An 18,162-nucleotide genomic window follows, 5' to 3' on the forward strand; every position below is an offset into this window, starting at 1 on the left:
GGTATGTGGATCGCGACCATACGCGGCGGCATCGACCACTACCTCGTCGGCGGCGCCGTGCTCGGCATCGGCATTGCGGCGATGCACTATACCGGCATGGCGGCTTTCGAGGTCGAAGGCCGGATCGTCTGGAACCAGCTGCTGGTCGCCGCCTCGTTGGCCTCGGGCATAATTCTTGCCGCGCTCTCCCTGCTTGTCGTGCTTCGCCGGCCGTCGACCCTGGCGACGGCCGCCGGGGCCGTGCTTCTGACGCTGGCGATCTGCACGCTGCATTTCATCGCCATGGCCGCCGTCTCGATCTATCCGGATTCCTCGATCGAGGTCTCGAAATTCACCATCGCGCCGATGTCGCAGGCCTTTGCCGCCGCCGCGGCAAGCCTGGTCATCCTGGTGCTTTCGGCCACGGCGCTCTGGATCGACCTGCGCTTCCGCCGTCACAGGATCGAGGCGGAGCGTATGCACGGCCTCGCCAACGCCGCCGTCGAAGGCCTCATCGTCTGCGACGGCAACCGCATCGTCAGCGCCAATGACAGCATTGCCGCGCTCAGCGGCATCGCCGCCGGCACGCTGAACACGATGACGCTGGGCAACCTGTTCGGCGAGCGGATTGGCTCCGGAGTCGCCGCCGGCAACGGACAGGCGCAGGAAGCCGATCTGCGCAGCCAGGACGACAGCCGGATTCCGGTGGAACTGATCGCCAGGAGCATCGACTATTGCGGCAAGCCGCATCTGGTCGTTGCCGTGCGCGACATTCGCGAGCGCAGGAAGGCCGAGCAGGAGATCATGCGCCTCGCACATTACGACCCGCTCACCGGGCTTGCCAATCGCCGCAGCTTCACCGGCCACCTGGAAGCCGAGATCGCCGCGTCCGCGGAAGCCGGCGCCGGCAAGGGTGGCCAGCTGGCGCTCATGCTGCTCGACCTCGACCGGTTCAAGGAAGTGAACGACCTCTTCGGCCACGCCGCCGGCGACGCCGTGCTGCAGAAGGTGGCCCACTGCGCCTCCAGCGTGCTGCGCCACGGCCAGATGCTGGCCCGGCTCGGCGGCGACGAATTCGCCATCATCGCCCCCAACCTTCCCGACCCGCAGGCGGCCGGCCGCATTGCCGAAGCGGTGCTTTCGGCGCTGCGCCAGGAAAACCGGCTATCGCCCGGCGGCATGGTGTCGGCAAGCATCGGCATCGCGCTCTACCCGCTCGACGCCGACGAACAGGCGGCGCTGGTCAGCCATGCCGACACCGCGCTCTATCGCGCCAAGGCCGAAGGCAAGGACACTTTCCGCTACTTCGAGGCCTCGATGGGCGCCGAGGCGCGCGACCGGCGCATCATGGAGCAGGACCTGCGCCAGGCCGTGGCGCGCGGCGAGTTCCGGCTCGTCTATCAGCCGCAGAAGGAAATCAGCAGCGGCAGGATGATCGGCTTCGAAGCCTTGCTGCGCTGGCAGCATCCCGAACGCGGCGAGGTTCCGCCTTCTGTGTTCATCCCGGTGGCCGAGGACAGCGGTTCGATCGCCCAGATCGGCGAGTGGGTGCTGGCGACGGCCTGCAAGGAAGCAGCGACCTGGAAGAACCCGCTGACGATCGCCGTCAACGTCTCGGCCGTGCAGCTCCACAATCCCGATTTCAGCCGCAAGGTGCATGAGGTGCTGCTGCGCTCGGGCCTCGCCCCGGGCAGGCTCGAGCTCGAGATCACCGAGACGGCGCTGGTGAAGGACATGCCCCGGGCGCTGGCCACCTTGCGCCAGATCAAGGCACTCGGCGTGCGCGTGGCGATGGACGATTTCGGCACCGGCTATTCGTCGCTGTCCAACCTGCGCGCCTTCCCGTTCGACAAGATCAAGATCGACGGCTCCTTCATCAAATCGGTCGACCGCAACGACCAGGTCGCGACCATCGTGCGCGCCGTGCTTGGGCTGGGGCGTGGCCTCGGCCTGCCGGTCCTGGCCGAAGGCGTCGAGACGCTTGACGAGCTGCGCTTTCTCGACGCCGAGGATTGCGACATCGGCCAGGGATATTTTCTGGGCAGGCCTGGCCCCATCGAGGCGTTCGGCGAGCTGACGGGGGCTCCGTCGCCCGACGGCGTCACGGAAGACGACGCCATCGGGGCAACCGCCAAGGTCGACAATGTCCGCGGCGGCAGCATCCTGATGCTGCAGCCGGCCGCCGCCGCGCGCTCAGGCTGACATCGTCACGGCGTCAGCGCCGCTTCCACCAGCCGCTTGGCGTCGGGGCTCGACCACTCGGCCGGGCCGTTCATATGCGCGATCAGGCAGCCATCCGCGTCGATCAGCATGGTGACCGGAAGCCCGAGCGCCAGGCCCCGCGTCTTCACCTCGTTGAACAGCGCGATCGTCGGGTCCCGGTAGAAGCCGAGCGTCTCGACACCGATCTCCTTGAGGAATTTCTTCGGCTTCGTATCGTCGCCGGTGTCGACATTGACCGCGACCACCTCGAAGGCATTGCTGCCCTTTTCCTTCTGCAGCGTATCGAGCGCCGGCATCTCGGCGCGGCACGGCGCGCACCATGTCGCCCACAAATTGAGCAGCACCGTCTTGCCGGCATGGTCGGCCAGCGTCATCGGCTTCCCGTCGGGGCCGTTGAAGGCCAGGCTCTTCAGCGATTGCGGCGGATCGGCCGGCTGCAGGGCCGCGACCTGGCCGACCGCTTTCGCCGCGATAGTCTTGGCGCGTGCGGCCTTGGCCACGCAGGCGGCATCGTCCTTGCCGGTGGTTGCGGCGACCTTCTCGGGAGCGTTGTTGCCAGAACCGCTCTCGCTGACATATACCGCGACCGCGCCGGCCAGCACGCCCGCCAGCAAAGCGGCGAGGATGAGGCGCGTAGCCGGAAAAAAGAATCTCTTGCCGTCTGCCATTTTCAAAACTGCTCCGGAGCACGGGTTATAGCGATGAGCGACAAGAAGGCCAGCAACCAGATGTGGGGCGGACGTTTTGCCTCGGGTCCGGCCGCGATCATGGAAGCGATCAACGCGTCGATCGGCTTCGACCGCAAGCTCTATGCGCAGGACATAGGCGGATCGATCGCCCATAGCCAGATGTTGGCTGAAACGGGCATTATTTCGGCGGCCGATCAAGAAAAAATCGCTCACGGGCTGAACACGATCTTGAAAGAGATCGAGGCCGGCAAATTCGAATTCTCGACCAAGCTCGAAGACATCCACATGAATGTCGAGGCCCGCCTTGCCGACCTGATCGGCCAGGCCGCGGGGCGCCTGCACACCGCCCGCTCGCGCAACGACCAGGTGGCGGTCGACCTGAGACTCTGGGTCAAGCAGGAATGCCAGCGCGCAGCCCTGGCGCTGAAGGACCTGATCGCCGCCTTCCTCGAACGCGCCGAGGAGCATGCGGCGACCGTCATGCCCGGCTTCACCCATATGCAGGCGGCGCAGCCGGTGACCTTCGGCCACCATTGCATGGCCTATGTGGAAATGTTCGGCCGCGACCTCTCGCGTGTCCACGACGCCATCGAGCGCATGGATGAAAGCCCGTTGGGCGCGGCGGCCCTTGCCGGCACCAGCTTTTCCATCGACCGCCATATGACCGCGAAAGCGCTGGGTTTCCGCGAACCGACGCGCAATTCGCTGGACAGCGTCTCGGATCGCGATTTCGCCCTCGAATTCCTCAGCCTCGCCGCGATCTGCGCGACGCATCTGTCCAGGCTCGCCGAGGAGATCATCATCTGGTCGACGCCGCAATTCGGCTTCATCCACCTGTCGGATTCCTTCTCCACCGGCTCCTCGATCATGCCGCAGAAAAAGAACCCGGACGCCGCCGAGCTGGTGCGCGGCAAGACCGGTCGCGTCAACGGCCATCTCGTCGGCCTGCTGACCGTGATGAAAGGCATGCCGCTGACCTATGGCAAGGACATGCAGGAAGACAAGGAAGCGGTCTTCGACGCCGCCGAGACGCTCGACCTGATGCTGGCGGCGACCGCCGGCATGGTGCGCGACATGACCGTCAACGCCGCCGCCATGAAGAAGGCCGCCGGCGCCGGGCACGCCACCGCGACCGACCTTGCCGACTGGCTGGTGCGCAATCTGGGCCTGCCCTTCCGCGAGGCGCACCACGTCACCGGCCGTGCCGTGGCGCTCGCCGAGGAGAAGAAGGTCGGGCTGGAAAAGCTCTCGCTGGACGAGCTGCGCTCGATCCATCCGGGCATCACCGACGGCATCTTCTCGGTGCTTGCCGTGCAGAATTCGGTGAAGAGCCGCACCAGCTTCGGCGGCACCGCGCCGTCGGAAGTGCGAAAGCAGATCCGCTACTGGAAAAAGCGGCTCGCCAAGGCTTGATGCATGTCGCCCAGAAGTGTGCAGCGGTTCTGGGACAACGACATGAATCAAAACAATTGCCGGGATGCAAAGCGCTGAAAACTCGGCTAAAAGCGCAGCACGCAATCAGTTTCGAACGGATGGATCGATGACCCGTAGCAGGATTTTGGTGACGCTCGCGCTGCTGGCGGCGGTTGTCACCGTCACGGCCTGCGGCAGGAAGACCGGCCTCGACACGCCCTACGAGGCGGCGGAGCAGGCGCGCAAGGATGCGGAAAAAGCCAAGCAGCCGGTGCCGCCCGAGCCGGAAAAACCGGTCAAGGACAGGAAATTCATCCTCGATCCCCTGCTCTAGAGCCGGTGAGATCGACCCGATCTCATTAGCTTCAACTTTCCGGAACCGAACCTCGTGAACCATTTCGATTACCGCGACGGCGTTCTCCATGCCGAGGACGTCGCCATCCCCGACATCGCAGCCGAGGTCGGCACGCCCTTCTATTGCTATTCGACGGCGACGCTGACCAGGCATTTCCGCGTCTTCAGAGAGGCTTTCGCCGGCCTCGACGCGCTGGTCTGCTACGCCATGAAGGCGAACTCCAACCAGGCCGTGCTGAGAACGCTGGCCCGGCAGGGGGCAGGCGCCGACGTCGTCTCCGAAGGCGAATTGCGCCGCGCTTTGGCCGCCGGCATCCCGGCCAGCAAGATCCTGTTTTCCGGCGTCGGCAAGACCGCGCGCGAGATGGACTTCGCGCTTTCGGCCGGCATTCTTTGCTTCAACGTCGAATCCGAGCCTGAACTCGAGCTTTTGTCGGCGCGCGCCGTGGCGCTCGGCAAGGTGGCGCCCGTCTCGCTGCGCATCAATCCGGACGTCGACGCCAAGACGCACAAGAAGATCTCGACCGGCAAGGCCGAGAACAAGTTCGGCATTCCATGGCAGCGCGCGCGGCAGGTCTATGCCCGTGCCGCGCAACTGCCGGGCATCAAGGTGACCGGCATCGACACCCATATCGGCAGCCAGATCACCGAATTGCAGCCTTTCGACGATGCCTTCGCATTGCTGGTCGAACTGGTCGGGGCTTTGCGCGCCGACGGACATGCGATCGAGCATGTCGACCTCGGCGGCGGTCTCGGCATTCCCTACCGCGTCGACAACAGCCCGCCGCCCCTGCCCGACGCCTATGCCGAGATCGTCAGGAAGCACGTCACAAGGCTTGGCCTCAAGGTGATGTTCGAGCCCGGCCGGCTGATCGTCGGCAATGCCGGCATCCTGGTTTCTGAGGTCATCTATGTGAAGGAAGGCGACGCCAAGAACTTCCTCGTCGTCGACGCCGCCATGAACGACCTGATCCGGCCGACGCTCTATGACGCCTTCCACGACATCAGGCCGGTGGTGCAGCCGCCCGCTTCCACGCCGCGCATGAAGGTCGACATCGTCGGCCCGGTCTGCGAGACGGGCGATTTCATCGGCCTCGACCGCGACCTGCCGAGGCTGAAAGCGGGCGACCTGATCGCCGTTTCCACCGCCGGCGCCTATGGCGCGGTGCAGGCCGGCACCTACAACACCAGGCTTCTGGTGCCCGAGGTGCTGGTCGACGGCGACCGCTTCCATGTCGTGCGTCCGCGCCATACCCATGAGGATCTGATCGGGCTGGATTCGGTTCCCGACTGGCTGAAATAGCCGGCTCCCGCCTGACGCTAAAGCGCGTCGCGCTGAACCGGATTCAGGCGACGCGCTTTAAGTCTTTGTTTTGATGCATGTCGTTGTCCCAGAACCGCTGCGCACTTCTGGGCGACATGCATTTAGATCTTCTCCTGGATCAGCGCCTTGGCCTCGGCGATCCGGCTCTCGTCGCGGCGATAGAATATCCATTGCTTGGTGCGCTTGGTCGAGAGCAGGCCGGCCTGGGTCAGCACGCGCATATGCTCACTGAGCGTCGCCTGGGTAATGCCGAGCTTTTCGGCGATCGACAGCGCGCAGACGCCGTCCTCGACCAGATCGCCATCGGCCTGGCTTGGAAAATGCGCGCGTGGATCCTTGAGCCAATCCAGGATCCGCAGCCTGCGCTCATTGGCGATCGCCTTGAAGATGTCGACCTCTTGCATTTAGCCATTTTGCTAAGTTACTAATTGAAGTCAATCCCGAGGAGCAGGTCATGCTGAACACCAGAACGATCACGCGCGAGCGCATCGCCGCCGTCGAACCGCGCATCCGCCCCTATGTCCGCCACACGCCGGTGATGGGCGTCGACATGGCGGATTTCGGCCGCCCCGCCTTCCCGGTCGATCTCAAGCTCGAATGCCTTCAGCACTCGGGCTCGTTCAAGGCGCGCGGCGCCTTCACCAATCTGCTCGAGCGCCAGGTGCCCGAAGCCGGCGTGGTCGCCGCGTCCGGCGGCAATCATGGTGCCGCCGTTGCCTACGCCGCCATGAAGCTCGGCCACAAGGCGAACATCTTCGTGCCCGAGGTCAGCCCGCCGGCAAAACTCGCGCGCATTCGCGGCTACGGCGCCGAGCTGGTGGTCGGCGGCGCGCGCTACGCCGAGGCGCTGGCCGCCAGCGAGGACTTTGCCGAAAAGACCGGCGCCCTGCAGGTCCACGCCTTCAACCAGGAGGAAACGCTGCTCGGCCAGGGCACGCTCGGCCTGGAGATCGAGGCTGACCTGCCCGAAATCGACACGCTGCTGGTCGCCGTCGGCGGCGGCGGCCTGATCGGCGGCATCGCCGCCTGGTTCTCGGGATGTATCCGAATCATTGCCATCGAGCCCGAGGGAGCGCCGACGCTTTACCGCGCTCTGGAGGCCGGAGAGCCGGTCGATGCGCCCGCCGAGGGCATTGCCGCCGATTCGCTGGCGCCGAAGCGTGTCGGCGAAATGATGTTCCCGATCGCCGAGGCCTTCGTGGAGCGCTCGATCCTGGTCAGCGACGACGACATCGTCGCGGCGCAGAAGGCGCTGTGGGATCGCGTGCGAATCATCGCCGAGCCGGGTGGCGCCGCGGCCTTCGCCGCCATGCTTTCCGGACGCTATGTGCCCGCGGAAGGCGAGCGCGTGGCAGTCCTGGTCTGCGGTTCCAACACGAATCCGGCCAATTTCTGATCATAACCCGGCCAAACCGCTTCACGTTTTTGGAACCCGCCTCGCCTTTGCCGTGTTTGCTGGTATCCTTCTGGTGATGACGTCCGGGCTATTGTGCCCGGGCAGGAAGGGCCGATGACCGAACGACCCATTTCCAGCGGCGAACGCGGCCTGGCGGGGCGCCTGGCGCTCAGCCGGTTGGCGACGCGGGCCTCGATAATCTTCGAGCGCGCCTGGCCGCTCGTGCTGCCGCTGCTGGTCGTCGCCAGCCTGTTCCTCAGCTTTTCGTGGTTCGGCCTCTTCCCGCGTCTGCCGGACGCGGTGCGCATCGGCCTTCTCGTCCTGTTCGCGCTGGCGGCGGTCGCGGCGCTCTATCCGCTGCGCTTCTTCCGCATGCCGTCAGCCGCCGAGATCGACCGGCGCATCGAGGCGGCGAACCAATTGCTGCACAGCCCGGTGCAAGTGCAGACCGATCGGCCGAGCGGCGCCGACAGCATCTTCTCGCAGGCGCTGTGGCGCGAGCACCAGAAGCGCATGGCCGAGCGGCTTTCGAGCCTCGGCGCCGACCGCCCGCGCACCGGCGTGCCGGATTATGACCGCTGGGGCCTGCGCGCCGTGGCCGGGCTGCTGCTCGTCACCGCTCTTGCCTTCTCCTTCGGACCCTTTGGCGGCAGGCTCAGCGACGCTTTTGTCGCCCGCGCCGCGCATGACGCCGTGCCGCCTCGCATCGACGCCTGGGTGACGCCGCCCGCCTATACCGGCAAGGCGCCGCTGTTCCTGACCGCCGATGCCAACCAGGCCGTCCAGACCTTCTCCGTTCCGCAAGGCAGCGACGTTTCGCTGCGCGTTACCGGCGGCTCGGGCGAGGAAACACTGAACTATGCCGATCAAGGCGGCAATGACCGCGCCATCGAGCCAGCGGCGCCCCCCGTGGCCAAGGGGACCGCGCCAGCCGCCGCCAGCCAGACGGCGCCAAAGGTGCGCCAGTTCTCCGGCAAGCTGAACACCAATGGCACGCTGACGCTGAAATCCGGTGACAGCGATCTCGGCCACTGGGCCTTCGCCGTTATTCCCGACAAGCCGCCGACGATCCGCTTCGTCGGCGAGCCGAAGCGCGCGGTCAACGGCGCCATCGAGCTGAACTACGAGATCGCCGACGACTACGGCGCGGCCTCCGCCAAGGCCGTCTTCGAGCCGTCGGATCCGCCGGCGGCCAACGCGCATCCGCTCTACGGCCCGCCCGACATGCCGCTGGCGCTGCCGCGCCGTGGCGGCAAGGCGAACGCTGCCAAGACGACCAAGGACCTGACCGAGCATGTCTGGGCCGGCACCAACGTCAAGCTGACGTTGAGCGTCACCGACGATGCCGGCCACACAGCGATCAGCGAAACCAAGACGCTTGTCATGCCCGAGCGGCCCTTCGCCAATCCGCTGGCGCGCGCGGTGATCGAACAGCGCCGGCTGCTGGCGCTCGACACCAATGCCAAGCCTCGCGTTCTCGACCTGGTGGACGCGATCACGCTGCGCCCCGAGGACACGTTCGACAACATGTCGAACTATCTCGCCATCATGAGCGCGGAAAGCAGGCTGAAGCTCTCCGAGAGCGACGACCAGCTGCGCAACGTCGTCGCCTATCTCTGGGAAATCGCGCTCGGCATCGAGGAAGGCAATCTGTCGGCCGCCGAGCGGCGGCTGCGCCAGGCGCAGCAGGCGTTGCAGGACGCCATCAAGAACGGCGCCAGCGATCAGGAGATCGAAAAGGCGATGAAGGAACTGCGCGAGGCGATGAACCAGTTCCTGCAGGAATTTGCCCAGCGCGCGCAGCAGAACCCGAACGCGCCGCAGATGCAGCAGAACGGCCGCGAGCTGCGCCAGAGCGATATCGACCGCATGATGGATCAGATCGAGAATCTGGCCAAATCGGGCGATCGCGACAAGGCCCAGCAGCTTCTCTCCGAGCTGCAGGACATGATGAACAACCTGCAGGCAGGCCGTCAGCAGCAGGGCGGCGAGCAGGACAGCGAGCTGCGCCAGCAGATGGACAAGCTCGGTGATATCATGCGCCGCCAGCAGGAAATGATGAACGACACCTTCCGGCTGGACCAGATGCAGCGTGGCTCACGCGACAATGGCGAACAACAGTTCGGCGAGGACGGCGAGCAGCAGCAGGGTCAGGACGAGCAGCGGCCAGGCCCCGGCCAGGATCGCGATCCGCTCGGACGGCCGAAAATGTCGCCGAAGGACCTGGCCGATGCGCTGAAGCAGCTGCAGGAAGGCCAGGGCCAGTTGCAGAGCGAGCTCGACCAGCTGAAGAAGGGGCTCGAGGGCATGGGCATGGAGCCCAATGAGGGCTTCGGCGAGGCCGGCAAGTCGATGGGCAATGCCGAAAAATCGCTTGGCCAGGGTGATGGCGACCAGGCCGTCGGTCACCAGGGCCGCGCGCTGGAAGCGCTGCGCCGCGGCGCCAAGGACATGATGAAGCAGATGCAGGCCATGCAGGGCGATCAGGGCGGCAGCGAGCAGGGCGGCCGCCAGCAGGACGCCGACCGGGATCCGCTGGGGCGGCCGCGCGCCACCAACGGCCCCGATGACGGCACCTCGGTCAAGGTTCCCGACGAGATCGACGTTCAGCGCGCGCGCCAGATCCTCGACGCGATCCGCAAGCGGCTCGGCAACGCGCTCAGCCCCGACATCGAGCGCAGCTACCTCGAACGGCTGCTGGAACTGAAGTAAGCTCGCCTACACCATCCCGGATTGCCGCCGCCCATGCCCAAGCTTGGAATCGTCACCCCGATCCTGCGCATGTTCGACATCGCCAAGGCGCGCGAATTCTACCTTGATTTCCTTGGCTTCGAGGTGCGGTTCGAACATCGCTTCGACGACAATGCGCCGCTCTACATGGGCATCGCCCGCGACGGCTGCGAACTGCATTTGAGCGAGCATCACGGCGACGGCTCGCCGGGTGCCCATATTCGCGTCGAGGCCGCCGATATCGCGGCGCTTCATCGCGAGTTGACGGCGAAGAAATACCGCTATGCCGGGCCGGGATTGGAAGAGACGCCCTGGCGGACATGGGAAGTCACAGTCGGCGACCCGTTCGGCAATCGGCTCACTTTCCACGAGGACATGCCAGAGCGATAGACCGGGCCGAGGCGAAGCGGCTCTGAGTTTTCGCGAAACGGCGCTCCAAACCAGACGCAGTTCCAGAATTCAAAGACCGGCGGCGACCGGTGCCTGCCGGGTCAGCATGAAGGCCTCGCGGATCGCGTTTTCCATGCCGTCGATCGCTTCGCCGGTCGCCAGCGGATTGCGATGCAGGACGACGTTGGAGGAATCGATGTCGCCGAAACCGTCGGCGACCGTCAGTTCGCGGCAATCTTCCGGGATGTTGCTGCGCGAGATCGGCGCGATCGCCAGGCCGGAAGTGACCGCGAGCGTCAGGCCGCCATTGGTGTCGCTGGTATAGGCGACGCGGTAGTCGAGGCCGCGCTGCTGCAGCGATTTGATGGCGAAGTCGCGGCACCAGCCGTTGCGGCTGTAAAGCGCGATCGGTATCGGCCGCTCCTCATGCATATATTGCAGCGTCGAGGTCACCCACACGGTCGGGTCGTGCATCAGCACCTCGCCGCCGGAAGAGCCCTCCCATTCGAACACCACCGCGAGATCGAGCTCGCCGGCCGCGAGCGCCCTCACCTGCGAATCCGAATGCGCGTAACGCACGGTGACCTCGACGCGCGGATGCCGCTTGGCGAATTCGCCCAGCGCCCGCGACAGGATCGAACGGCCATATTCGGCCGGGATGCCGATGCGCACCAGCCCGCCGAGCGGCGGCGCCACCAGCGAGGCCGCCGTCTCGTCGAGCAGCGAGACGATCCGCCGCGCGTTCGAGATCAATTCGCTGCCGCGACGGGTCAGCGCCACGCCGCGCGAGCCACGCTCGAACAGATCGTCGCCGACCATGTCCTCCAGCTTCTTCATCTGCATCGACACTGCCGACTGCGTACGCCCGGCTTTCTCCGCCGCGCGGGTGAAATTGCCGGTCTCGGCCACCGCCACGAAGGTGCGCAGGAGGTCGCTGTCGAGGACTGATCGCATCGGAGGTCGCCATAAGAAAATTTGATTGCTGGCATCATTCCAATTCGTTTGCAAGATGTCAAACGGAGCAGGATAGTTGCCATACCCATTGGATATGCGGCCGCGAAATCGGCCGCGGACCAATCGTAGAGTCCTCACTCGTGCCCGCTGCCGGAAAAACGGTAGCGGGTTCTTTTTGATGAGCAATTCCAGGAAAAGTGCTTGCGGTTTTCCGTCCGGAATTGCGTGAAATGAAATATCATTGCGGCTCGCGGGGGGCCGATACTGATGCAGAACCGGATGGTGCTAGGCATTCTGAGCCTCTGCCTCGGCGTGCTGGTCTTTTCGCTGCAGGATCCGCTGGTGAAGGCGGTATCCGGCGGCTATCCGGTGACCGAGGTGATGGCGATCCGCGCCATCGTCGCGCTGCCGATCCTGATCGTGCTGGTCCAGGCCGATGTCGGCCTGAAGGCGGTGCTGTCGAAGCGGGCAGGCATGCTGACGCTGCGCGCCTTCATCCAGTTCTCGTCCTACACGGTCTATTATCTGGCGATCGCCGCCCTGCCGCTGGCCGACGCGGTGGCGCTCTATTTCATGGCACCGCTGTTCATCATGGCGATGGCCGGCCCCTATCTCGGCGAGCGCGTCTCGTGGAAGACGCTGGCGACGGTGTTGATCGGTCTGGTCGGCGTCCTGGTGATGGTGCGTCCCGGCGCCGGCGTGTTCGACTGGGCGGCGCTGCTGTCGCTGGGCTCGGCCTTCCTCTACGGCTTTTCGCAGTTGATGGCGCGCCGCATCGGCGACACCGAATCATCGACGGTGATGGCCTTCTACCAGAACGGCGCCTATCTCAGCGGCGCAATTGCCGTCGCGACCGTCTTCCATCTTGCCGGCATCACCCATGCGGCGCATCCGAGCGTCGAATTCCTGGTGCGGCCATGGGTATGGCCGACGATGCCGGATTTCCTGAAAATGGCCGCCTGCGGCCTCGTCGCGTCCGCCGGCATGATCCTGCTGTCGCAGGCCTATCGCATGGCGCCGGCCAACCGCGTCGCCACGTTCGAATACACCGGCATCCTGTGGTCGCCGCTGTGGGGATTCCTGTTCTTCGCCGAAGTGCCGCGTGAAACGACCGTGCTGGGCGCGGCGCTGATCATCGGCGCCGGCCTGCTTGCGCTCAGCGGCGGGCGTCGGCGACGTGCCGCGCCGGCGGCCGGCGCGGTCTCAAGCGAAGCAGCTTAATGCCTTGCCGACGCGGGCGCGGATCTCGGCGAGCGTGAATGGCTTCTGCACGACGTCGAGGATGATGCCGTTTAGCCCCTCGGCACGCTCGCGCTGGTCGGCATAGCCGGTCATCAGCATGATTCTCATCGTCGGAAACTGTCCCGCGGCGGCCGTCGCCATCTGGATGCCGTCCATTTCCGGCATGCGGATGTCGGACACCACCAGGTCGTAGCCGCCACCGGCCTGCCGGATCAGGTCCAGCCCCTGCGCGCCGTCGGTAGCGATGGTGACAGTATGGCCGTCGCGCTCCAGCGCGCGAGCGGCGAGGGTGCGGACGGACTCATCGTCCTCGACGATCAGAAGCTTTGCCATGCCGAGATAGATGCCGCCGAAACATTGATGTTTTCTGAAAATTCTAACGATCGGCAGCTTTTCGGGATGACTTCGACGCCTTCTCAGGCGTCGCCCTTCACCACTCCGACGAACGGCAGCTCGCGGAACGCATGGGCGACATCCATGCCATAGCCGACGACGAAATAGTCCGGGCAGTCGAAGCCGACATAATCGGCGTTGAGCGAGGTCTGGCGGCGCATCCGCTTGTCGAGCAGCACCGCGATGGCGCAGCTCTTCGCGCCGCGCGAAAGCATCAGGTCCCGGGTGTAGGAAAGCGTCTTGCCGGATTCCAGTATGTCGTCGATCAACAGCACGTCGCGGCCGGCGACCTCGTTGTCGATGTCGCGCAGCACCCTGACCTCGCCGCTCGTGGTGCCGGCGCCGTAGCTGGAGATGAAGATGAACTCGACTTCCGGCGACAGGCCGACATCATGCATGGCGCGGATGAGGTCGGCGGCGAAGACGAAAGAGCCCTTCAGGATCGAGATCACCAGCAGGTCGTGATAGTCGCGCCCGGCGATTTCCTTGGCCAGCTCGAGATTGCGGCGCGCGATCGCCGACGCCGAAAACAAGACCTCGATGTCCTTGCCGCGTACAACTGGCATAATTTTTCCTTCAAAAAAACGACAGTGGTGTTGATAGACGGGTTGAGGTTCAGGTCAGGCCGAGCCGAAAATAGTGGCTGCCGAGAACCGGAGCGGAGCGTACGTTTCAGCACGTGAGCACCGGAAGCGCAGGAAGCCGCTATTTGCAGGCCGGCCTCACCTGAATATCGACCCGTCTAGCCGGCGAAGATGACTGCGACGGTCCTTACGCCGTCTTTAGGCACATCGAGGCGGCTCGAAAAGCCGAATCTTTCGCCGGGTCCCAGGGAACGGCTCGATGTCCCCAGCCTGTAGCGGATAATGTTGGCGTTGTTGTCGGTGACGCGGATTTCCAACGGCGGCAGCGCCTCCGACCTCAACCCGTCATTGGCGGCCTCGCCATCGACGAACAGCACCGGCTTCAAGCCCGACACATCGATGCGCGACGTCACGCCGGAAATGGTGAGCGCGCTTGCCGGCGCGGCGGTCGCCCAGAAAGGGCTCTGCCGGACCAGCGCGTGACCGCCCGACACCCAGAAGGAGACCAGCGCTATGCCGACGCCGGCGATCCAGAACATCGGGCCGCCGCGCGAGGACCGCGACGGCGCGGCCTCGGGTTTGCGCAGCATGCCCATGCCTTCGATCGATGGCGTCGGAGGAATCTGCGGCGGTGGCGCCGCCGGCGCAGCGGCAAAACGCGGCAGCACCACATATTCGGCATCGACGATGTCGACCGCATCGAAAATGCCGCGCTCCGGCGCGGCATTTGTTGCCGGACCGGTCATGATTTCACCGGAAACAGGGCGCGCGGTTCTCTCGTCAGCCATTACGGCACCAATGCAGTCTTCGTTTCTTTTGCGTAAACGGAATTGGTTAACGCTTCCCCACCGGAATGGCTCTGATGCACGCTGAACGTTGCAAAATTAACCGCCGGTTAACCATGCCGGCCGATGGTCTGTTAGAGCAATTCCTGGAAAAGTGTGAAACGGTTTTCCGTCCGGAATTGCGTGAAAGCGCAGAGATAGAGCGGTTCGCCGTTTCCGTGAAACGGTGGAACGCTCTAGAGTTAGATTGTGGCGCGTCGCCGCCGAAAGTTTCAGGTCGCCGAACGTGATCCGCTTCGAAAATGTCGGCCTTCGCTATGGCATGGGTCCGGAAATCCTCCGCGACATCTCCCTGCACATTCCGGAGCGCTCCTTTCAGTTCCTGAGCGGCCCCTCGGGCGCCGGCAAGACGACCTTGCTACGCCTGTTGTTCATGTCGCTGAAGCCGACGCGCGGCCTGATCACCATTTTCGGCAAGGACCGCTCGCGCATCTCGCGCAGCGAATTGCCGCTTATGCGCCGCCGCATCGGCGTGGTGTTCCAGGATTTCCGCCTGCTCGACCACATGACCACCTATGAGAATGTCGCGCTCCCGTTGCGCGTGCGCGGGCGCGAGGAAGCGAGCTACCGCACCGACGTCACCGAGCTTCTGAAATGGGTTGGCCTTGGCGACCGCATGCATGTGCTGCCGCCGGTGCTTTCGGGCGGCGAAAAGCAGCGCGCCGCGATCGCCCGCGCGCTGATCGAACAGCCGGAAATCCTTTTGGCCGACGAGCCCACCGGCAATGTCGACCCGCCGCTGGCGCGCCGGCTGCTCAGGTTGTTCATCGAGCTCAACCGGCTGGGCACAGCCGTGGTGATCGCCACCCACGACCTTGGCCTCATGGAACAGGTCGATGCACGCCGCATGATTCTGGCCGGCGGGAGGCTGGACGTCTATGACTGACTTTCCCGCCGACCACCTGCACGATGAAACCGACGCCGAGGCGCCGGTGACGGTCCGGCGTGTCCAGCGCAAGACAGCGCCGATCGTGCCGGCGCAGAACATCGCCGGACGGGCGCTGGTGCTGGTCATCGCAATCATGACCTTCCTGTCCTGCCTCACCTTCGGCGCGGTAACGCTGGTGCGCGATACCGCATCCGTCTGGGAGAACCAGATCTCGCGTGAGGCGACGATCCAGATCAAGCCGGCCGACGGCCTCGACATGGAGTCGGCGCTTGCGCAGGCCTCGCAAATCGCCAGCGAGTTCCCCGGCGTGAAGGGCACCAAGATCATCGACCGCGACGCGACCGCGCGCCTTCTGGAGCCATGGCTGGGCAGCGGCCTCAACATCGACGAGTTGCCGGTGCCGCGCCTCATCATCGTCACCATCGACGAGGCCAGCCCGCCGGACTTTGCCGCCATGCGCGCCGCCATCACCCCGAAGATCCCGACCGCTTCGCTCGATGATCATCGCACCTGGGTCGACCGTCTGGTCGCCATGGCGCACACGACGGTGACGATCGGCATCGCCGTGCTGGTGCTGATGCTGTCGGCAACCGTGCTGACGGTGGTGTTCGCCACGCGAGGCGCCATGGCCGGCAACGGCCACATCATCGAGGTCCTGCATTTCGTCGGCGCCGAGGCGCGCTTCATTGCGCGCGAATTCCGCTGGCATTTCCTGGTCACCGGCATGAAGGGCGCGGTCGCCGGCGGTGCGCTCGCGATCGCCGTCTTCATCGTCTTTTCCTGGTGGTCGTCGCGCAACATGGCCACGCCCCAGGCCGACCAGGCGACCGCTTTGTTCGGCAATTTCGCCATCGGTTCCGCGGGCTATCTCGGCGTCGGCCTGATGGTGCTGGTCATCGGTGCGCTGACCGCGGCGACCTCGCACGCGACCGTCGTCGCCTATCTCAGCGACATCGACGTTCGCCAACCGGACGCGGGCTGACCCATGAGCTCAAACCGAAGGTCCGGCGCAAGCGTTATATACAAACAAGACAACGATCACACATGGGACACTTGCCGTAACGCAATGTGCGCGCCTTACCTATCAAAGGCCGCATTTCGGAGTTAACCATGGGATGTTTTCAGGATTAACCTGGGGATGATGGAAGCGCAGGATTCGATCGGGACGACTGGACGGATGCTGGCGGTGCGTGCGCACGCTGCTGCCGCCACGCCCGGCCGTTTGCGGCTTGCCATGCGCGTCTGCGGTTTCATCGTTCTCGCCGCGCTGGTGCTTTTTGCCGGCGGCTTCGGCTGGTTCGCCGACAAGGTCAGCCACATGACCACCCCGCTCAATCCGGCCAGGGCCGACGCCATCATCGTGCTCACCGGCGGGCAGTCGCGGCTCGACGCGGCGATGGACCTGCTGGCCTCCGGCAAGGGCGATCGGCTGCTGATCAGTGGCGTGCATCCGTCGGCCACAAGGCGCCAGTTGCAGGCGGCGATGGGCGGCGACAAGCAGCTCTTCTCCTGCTGCGTCGATATCGACCGCGCCGCGCTCGACACCATCGGCAATGCCGAGGAAAGCGCCAAATGGGTGGAAAACCACGCCTATGGCAGCATCATCATCGTCACCAACAACTATCACATGCCGCGCAGCCTGCTCGAGATGGGCCGGCTGCTGCATGGCGCGCGCCTCGAGCCCTATCCGGTGGTCAACACCAATCTCGGCAATGGCGGCTGGCTGACGAAGCCGGAGGCCCTGCGCGTGTTGCTCACCGAATACAGCAAATACGTGCTGTCGCTGGCGCGCGGCTTCCTGCCGGTCCGCGCGACGCCCGAGGGCGTCACGCTGGCGGAAGCCTCGACCGTGGTGAAGAACTGAAGCCCAGAGCGTTACGCCGTTTCACGGAAACGGCGTAACGCTCTATCTCTTTGTTTTTACGCAATTCCGGACGGAAAACCGCTCACACTTTTCCTGGAATTGCTCCAGCCGCCGTACTATCGCGCAAATGGGCAATCTCCTGCTCCAGGCCGGCGATGCGCCGGTCGCGCTCGGCGAGCGCCGCGGCGACATCCGCCGCCTCGAAACGCTGCGGAATGTGCTGCGGACAATTGGCATCCCAGGCCGTGACCGTGAACAGGATCGCCTGCTCCGGCCGCGCTTTGTAGTCCGCCGGCATCAGCCGCGCCATCAGCTCCGCACCACCCTCGACGACACGCGCCCTGCCCCAGACCTTGATGCGCTGCCTGAGCATGTAGTCGATCAGGAACAGGAAGGCCTGGTCGTTGTCCTCGAGATTGCCCTGGGTGATGAACTGCCGGTTCCCGGAAAAATCCGCGAAGCCGATCACGTGCTCGTCCAGCACCTTGAGAAAGCCTGCCGGCCCACCGCGATGCTGGATGTAAGGCTGGCCTTCAGCGTTCGCCGTCGCCAGGAACACGCTGGTCTGCACTTCGATGAAGGCCGAAAGGTCCGGCGTGATCGTTGCCCGCCAGCCGCCGCGCTGCTCGACGCGCGCATAGGACTCGCGCGATCCCTTGCGGGACTGGATGGCCTTGACGGTCGGCGTGAAGGCGACGTCGCTGGTGAATTCGTTCATGCCGGCGCTCCTAGAGCATGATGCCGAAAAGCGTGAAGCGGTTTTCGGACGACACCATGCTCTATCTCTTTGATTTGGAGACGGATTCAGATTTCAGGTCGATTCGACCTGAAATCATCCGGCTCTAGACAGGATGGCACGTCCTTTAGCCTCTTCCGAAAATCGGATGTAGAGA

18 protein-coding genes are annotated in these 18,162 nt (G+C 64.9%); 11 read left to right on the forward strand and 7 right to left on the reverse strand.

What is annotated here, in order from left to right:
- The coding region (locus FJ471_RS12325) for an EAL domain-containing protein (RefSeq protein WP_140803429.1) at window positions 1–2,181 on the forward strand (2,181 nt) is incomplete at its 5' end.
- 5 nt (window positions 2,182–2,186) lie between these two features.
- Here the strand turns inward: FJ471_RS12325 and FJ471_RS12330 are convergent.
- Window positions 2,187–2,870: a TlpA disulfide reductase family protein gene (locus FJ471_RS12330; protein ID WP_140803430.1), complete on the reverse strand. Its 684-nt coding sequence runs from the start codon at window positions 2,868–2,870 to the stop codon at window positions 2,187–2,189.
- A gap of 33 nt (window positions 2,871–2,903) precedes the next feature.
- Between FJ471_RS12330 and argH the strand changes: the two genes are divergently transcribed.
- The 3 genes from argH to lysA all read left to right on the forward strand — a co-directional run bounded on the left by argH (window position 2,904) and on the right by lysA (window position 5,961).
- Window positions 2,904–4,304, forward strand: coding sequence for an argininosuccinate lyase (argH, locus tag FJ471_RS12335; RefSeq protein ID WP_140803431.1), 1,401 nt, complete (start codon window positions 2,904–2,906; stop codon window positions 4,302–4,304).
- Window positions 4,305–4,431: 127 nt separating this feature from the next.
- Window positions 4,432–4,638, forward strand: a complete 207-nt coding sequence (locus FJ471_RS12340) for a lipoprotein (RefSeq protein ID WP_127253283.1) — start codon at window positions 4,432–4,434, stop codon at window positions 4,636–4,638.
- Between the two features lie 54 nt (window positions 4,639–4,692).
- Window positions 4,693–5,961: a diaminopimelate decarboxylase gene (gene lysA / locus FJ471_RS12345; protein WP_140803432.1), complete on the forward strand. Its 1,269-nt coding sequence runs from the start codon at window positions 4,693–4,695 to the stop codon at window positions 5,959–5,961.
- 122 nt (window positions 5,962–6,083) lie between these two features.
- On the opposite strand, the gene FJ471_RS12350 is transcribed toward lysA, so the two are convergent.
- The gene (locus FJ471_RS12350) at window positions 6,084–6,386 is read right to left on the reverse strand and encodes a metalloregulator ArsR/SmtB family transcription factor (protein WP_140803433.1); all 303 of its coding nucleotides are present in this window, start codon (window positions 6,384–6,386) and stop codon (window positions 6,084–6,086) included.
- Between the two features lie 50 nt (window positions 6,387–6,436).
- Between FJ471_RS12350 and FJ471_RS12355 the strand changes: the two genes are divergently transcribed.
- The 3 genes from FJ471_RS12355 to FJ471_RS12365 all read left to right on the forward strand — a co-directional run bounded on the left by FJ471_RS12355 (window position 6,437) and on the right by FJ471_RS12365 (window position 10,498).
- Complete coding sequence (locus FJ471_RS12355; protein WP_140803434.1) at window positions 6,437–7,378, forward strand: threonine/serine dehydratase; 942 nt, start codon at window positions 6,437–6,439, stop codon at window positions 7,376–7,378.
- 114 nt (window positions 7,379–7,492) lie between these two features.
- Window positions 7,493–10,090 (forward strand): TIGR02302 family protein, encoded by a 2,598-nt coding sequence (locus FJ471_RS12360; RefSeq protein ID WP_140803435.1) that lies wholly within the window; start codon window positions 7,493–7,495, stop codon window positions 10,088–10,090.
- 33 nt (window positions 10,091–10,123) lie between these two features.
- Window positions 10,124–10,498: a glyoxalase superfamily protein gene (locus FJ471_RS12365; protein WP_140803436.1), complete on the forward strand. Its 375-nt coding sequence runs from the start codon at window positions 10,124–10,126 to the stop codon at window positions 10,496–10,498.
- 69 nt (window positions 10,499–10,567) lie between these two features.
- Here the strand turns inward: FJ471_RS12365 and FJ471_RS12370 are convergent, their stop codons facing one another.
- Complete coding sequence (locus FJ471_RS12370) at window positions 10,568–11,452, reverse strand: LysR family transcriptional regulator (RefSeq protein ID WP_140803437.1); 885 nt, start codon at window positions 11,450–11,452, stop codon at window positions 10,568–10,570.
- Window positions 11,453–11,719: 267 nt separating this feature from the next.
- On the opposite strand from FJ471_RS12370, the gene FJ471_RS12375 reads away from it, so the two are divergent.
- Window positions 11,720–12,673 (forward strand): DMT family transporter, encoded by a 954-nt coding sequence (locus FJ471_RS12375; RefSeq protein ID WP_181179348.1) that lies wholly within the window; start codon window positions 11,720–11,722, stop codon window positions 12,671–12,673.
- Here FJ471_RS12375 and FJ471_RS12380 read toward each other — a convergent pair.
- The 3 genes from FJ471_RS12380 to FJ471_RS12390 all read right to left on the reverse strand — a co-directional run bounded on the left by FJ471_RS12380 (window position 12,656) and on the right by FJ471_RS12390 (window position 14,459).
- Window positions 12,656–13,027, reverse strand: a complete 372-nt coding sequence (locus tag FJ471_RS12380) for a response regulator (RefSeq protein ID WP_140803439.1) — start codon at window positions 13,025–13,027, stop codon at window positions 12,656–12,658. The two genes, FJ471_RS12375 and FJ471_RS12380, sit on opposite strands and share 18 nt — an antisense overlap.
- 83 nt (window positions 13,028–13,110) lie before the next feature.
- Window positions 13,111–13,653, reverse strand: coding sequence for a hypoxanthine phosphoribosyltransferase (gene hpt, locus FJ471_RS12385; RefSeq protein WP_095767471.1), 543 nt, complete (start codon window positions 13,651–13,653; stop codon window positions 13,111–13,113).
- Between the two features lie 176 nt (window positions 13,654–13,829).
- Window positions 13,830–14,459, reverse strand: coding sequence for a hypothetical protein (locus FJ471_RS12390; protein WP_140803440.1), 630 nt, complete (start codon window positions 14,457–14,459; stop codon window positions 13,830–13,832).
- Between the two features lie 283 nt (window positions 14,460–14,742).
- Between FJ471_RS12390 and ftsE the strand changes: the two genes are divergently transcribed.
- The 3 genes from ftsE (at window position 14,743) to FJ471_RS12405 (ending at window position 17,269) form a co-directional block, all read left to right on the forward strand.
- Window positions 14,743–15,402: a cell division ATP-binding protein FtsE gene (ftsE, locus tag FJ471_RS12395; protein ID WP_140803441.1), complete on the forward strand. Its 660-nt coding sequence runs from the start codon at window positions 14,743–14,745 to the stop codon at window positions 15,400–15,402.
- Complete coding sequence (locus FJ471_RS12400; protein ID WP_140803442.1) at window positions 15,395–16,387, forward strand: ABC transporter permease; 993 nt, start codon at window positions 15,395–15,397, stop codon at window positions 16,385–16,387. The genes ftsE and FJ471_RS12400 overlap by 8 nt, the downstream gene beginning before the upstream one ends.
- Before the next feature lie 156 nt (window positions 16,388–16,543).
- Window positions 16,544–17,269: a YdcF family protein gene (locus FJ471_RS12405; RefSeq protein WP_140803443.1), complete on the forward strand. Its 726-nt coding sequence runs from the start codon at window positions 16,544–16,546 to the stop codon at window positions 17,267–17,269.
- Between the two features lie 82 nt (window positions 17,270–17,351).
- Here FJ471_RS12405 and FJ471_RS12410 read toward each other — a convergent pair whose 3' ends face one another.
- The gene (locus FJ471_RS12410; RefSeq protein WP_140803444.1) at window positions 17,352–17,987 is read right to left on the reverse strand and encodes a pyridoxamine 5'-phosphate oxidase family protein; all 636 of its coding nucleotides are present in this window, start codon (window positions 17,985–17,987) and stop codon (window positions 17,352–17,354) included.
- Between the last annotated feature and the right edge of the window lie 175 nt (window positions 17,988–18,162).

Source organism: Mesorhizobium sp. B2-7-1 (assembly GCF_006440735.1).
Taxonomy (GTDB): domain Bacteria; phylum Pseudomonadota; class Alphaproteobacteria; order Rhizobiales; family Rhizobiaceae; genus Mesorhizobium.

What these genes read in the sequence shown, in the direction of transcription:
- FJ471_RS12400 (WP_140803442.1), top strand. Translation starts at nt 15,395, where the DNA reads ATGACTGACTTTCCCGCCGACCACCTGCACGATGAAACCGACGCCGAG.
- FJ471_RS12410 (WP_140803444.1), bottom strand. Translation starts at nt 17,987, where the DNA reads ATGAACGAATTCACCAGCGACGTCGCCTTCACGCCGACCGTCAAGGCC.
- FJ471_RS12405 (WP_140803443.1), top strand. Translation starts at nt 16,544, where the DNA reads ATGATGGAAGCGCAGGATTCGATCGGGACGACTGGACGGATGCTGGCG.
- FJ471_RS12365 (WP_140803436.1), top strand. Translation starts at nt 10,124, where the DNA reads ATGCCCAAGCTTGGAATCGTCACCCCGATCCTGCGCATGTTCGACATC.
- FJ471_RS12370 (WP_140803437.1), bottom strand. Translation starts at nt 11,452, where the DNA reads ATGCGATCAGTCCTCGACAGCGACCTCCTGCGCACCTTCGTGGCGGTG.
- FJ471_RS12350 (WP_140803433.1), bottom strand. Translation starts at nt 6,386, where the DNA reads ATGCAAGAGGTCGACATCTTCAAGGCGATCGCCAATGAGCGCAGGCTG.
- hpt (WP_095767471.1), bottom strand. Translation starts at nt 13,653, where the DNA reads ATGCCAGTTGTACGCGGCAAGGACATCGAGGTCTTGTTTTCGGCGTCG.
- FJ471_RS12380 (WP_140803439.1), bottom strand. Translation starts at nt 13,027, where the DNA reads ATGGCAAAGCTTCTGATCGTCGAGGACGATGAGTCCGTCCGCACCCTC.
- FJ471_RS12355 (WP_140803434.1), top strand. Translation starts at nt 6,437, where the DNA reads ATGCTGAACACCAGAACGATCACGCGCGAGCGCATCGCCGCCGTCGAA.
- FJ471_RS12390 (WP_140803440.1), bottom strand. Translation starts at nt 14,459, where the DNA reads ATGGCTGACGAGAGAACCGCGCGCCCTGTTTCCGGTGAAATCATGACC.
- FJ471_RS12330 (WP_140803430.1), bottom strand. Translation starts at nt 2,870, where the DNA reads ATGGCAGACGGCAAGAGATTCTTTTTTCCGGCTACGCGCCTCATCCTC.
- FJ471_RS12375 (WP_181179348.1), top strand. Translation starts at nt 11,720, where the DNA reads ATGCAGAACCGGATGGTGCTAGGCATTCTGAGCCTCTGCCTCGGCGTG.
- argH (WP_140803431.1), top strand. Translation starts at nt 2,904, where the DNA reads ATGAGCGACAAGAAGGCCAGCAACCAGATGTGGGGCGGACGTTTTGCC.
- FJ471_RS12340 (WP_127253283.1), top strand. Translation starts at nt 4,432, where the DNA reads ATGACCCGTAGCAGGATTTTGGTGACGCTCGCGCTGCTGGCGGCGGTT.
- FJ471_RS12360 (WP_140803435.1), top strand. Translation starts at nt 7,493, where the DNA reads ATGACCGAACGACCCATTTCCAGCGGCGAACGCGGCCTGGCGGGGCGC.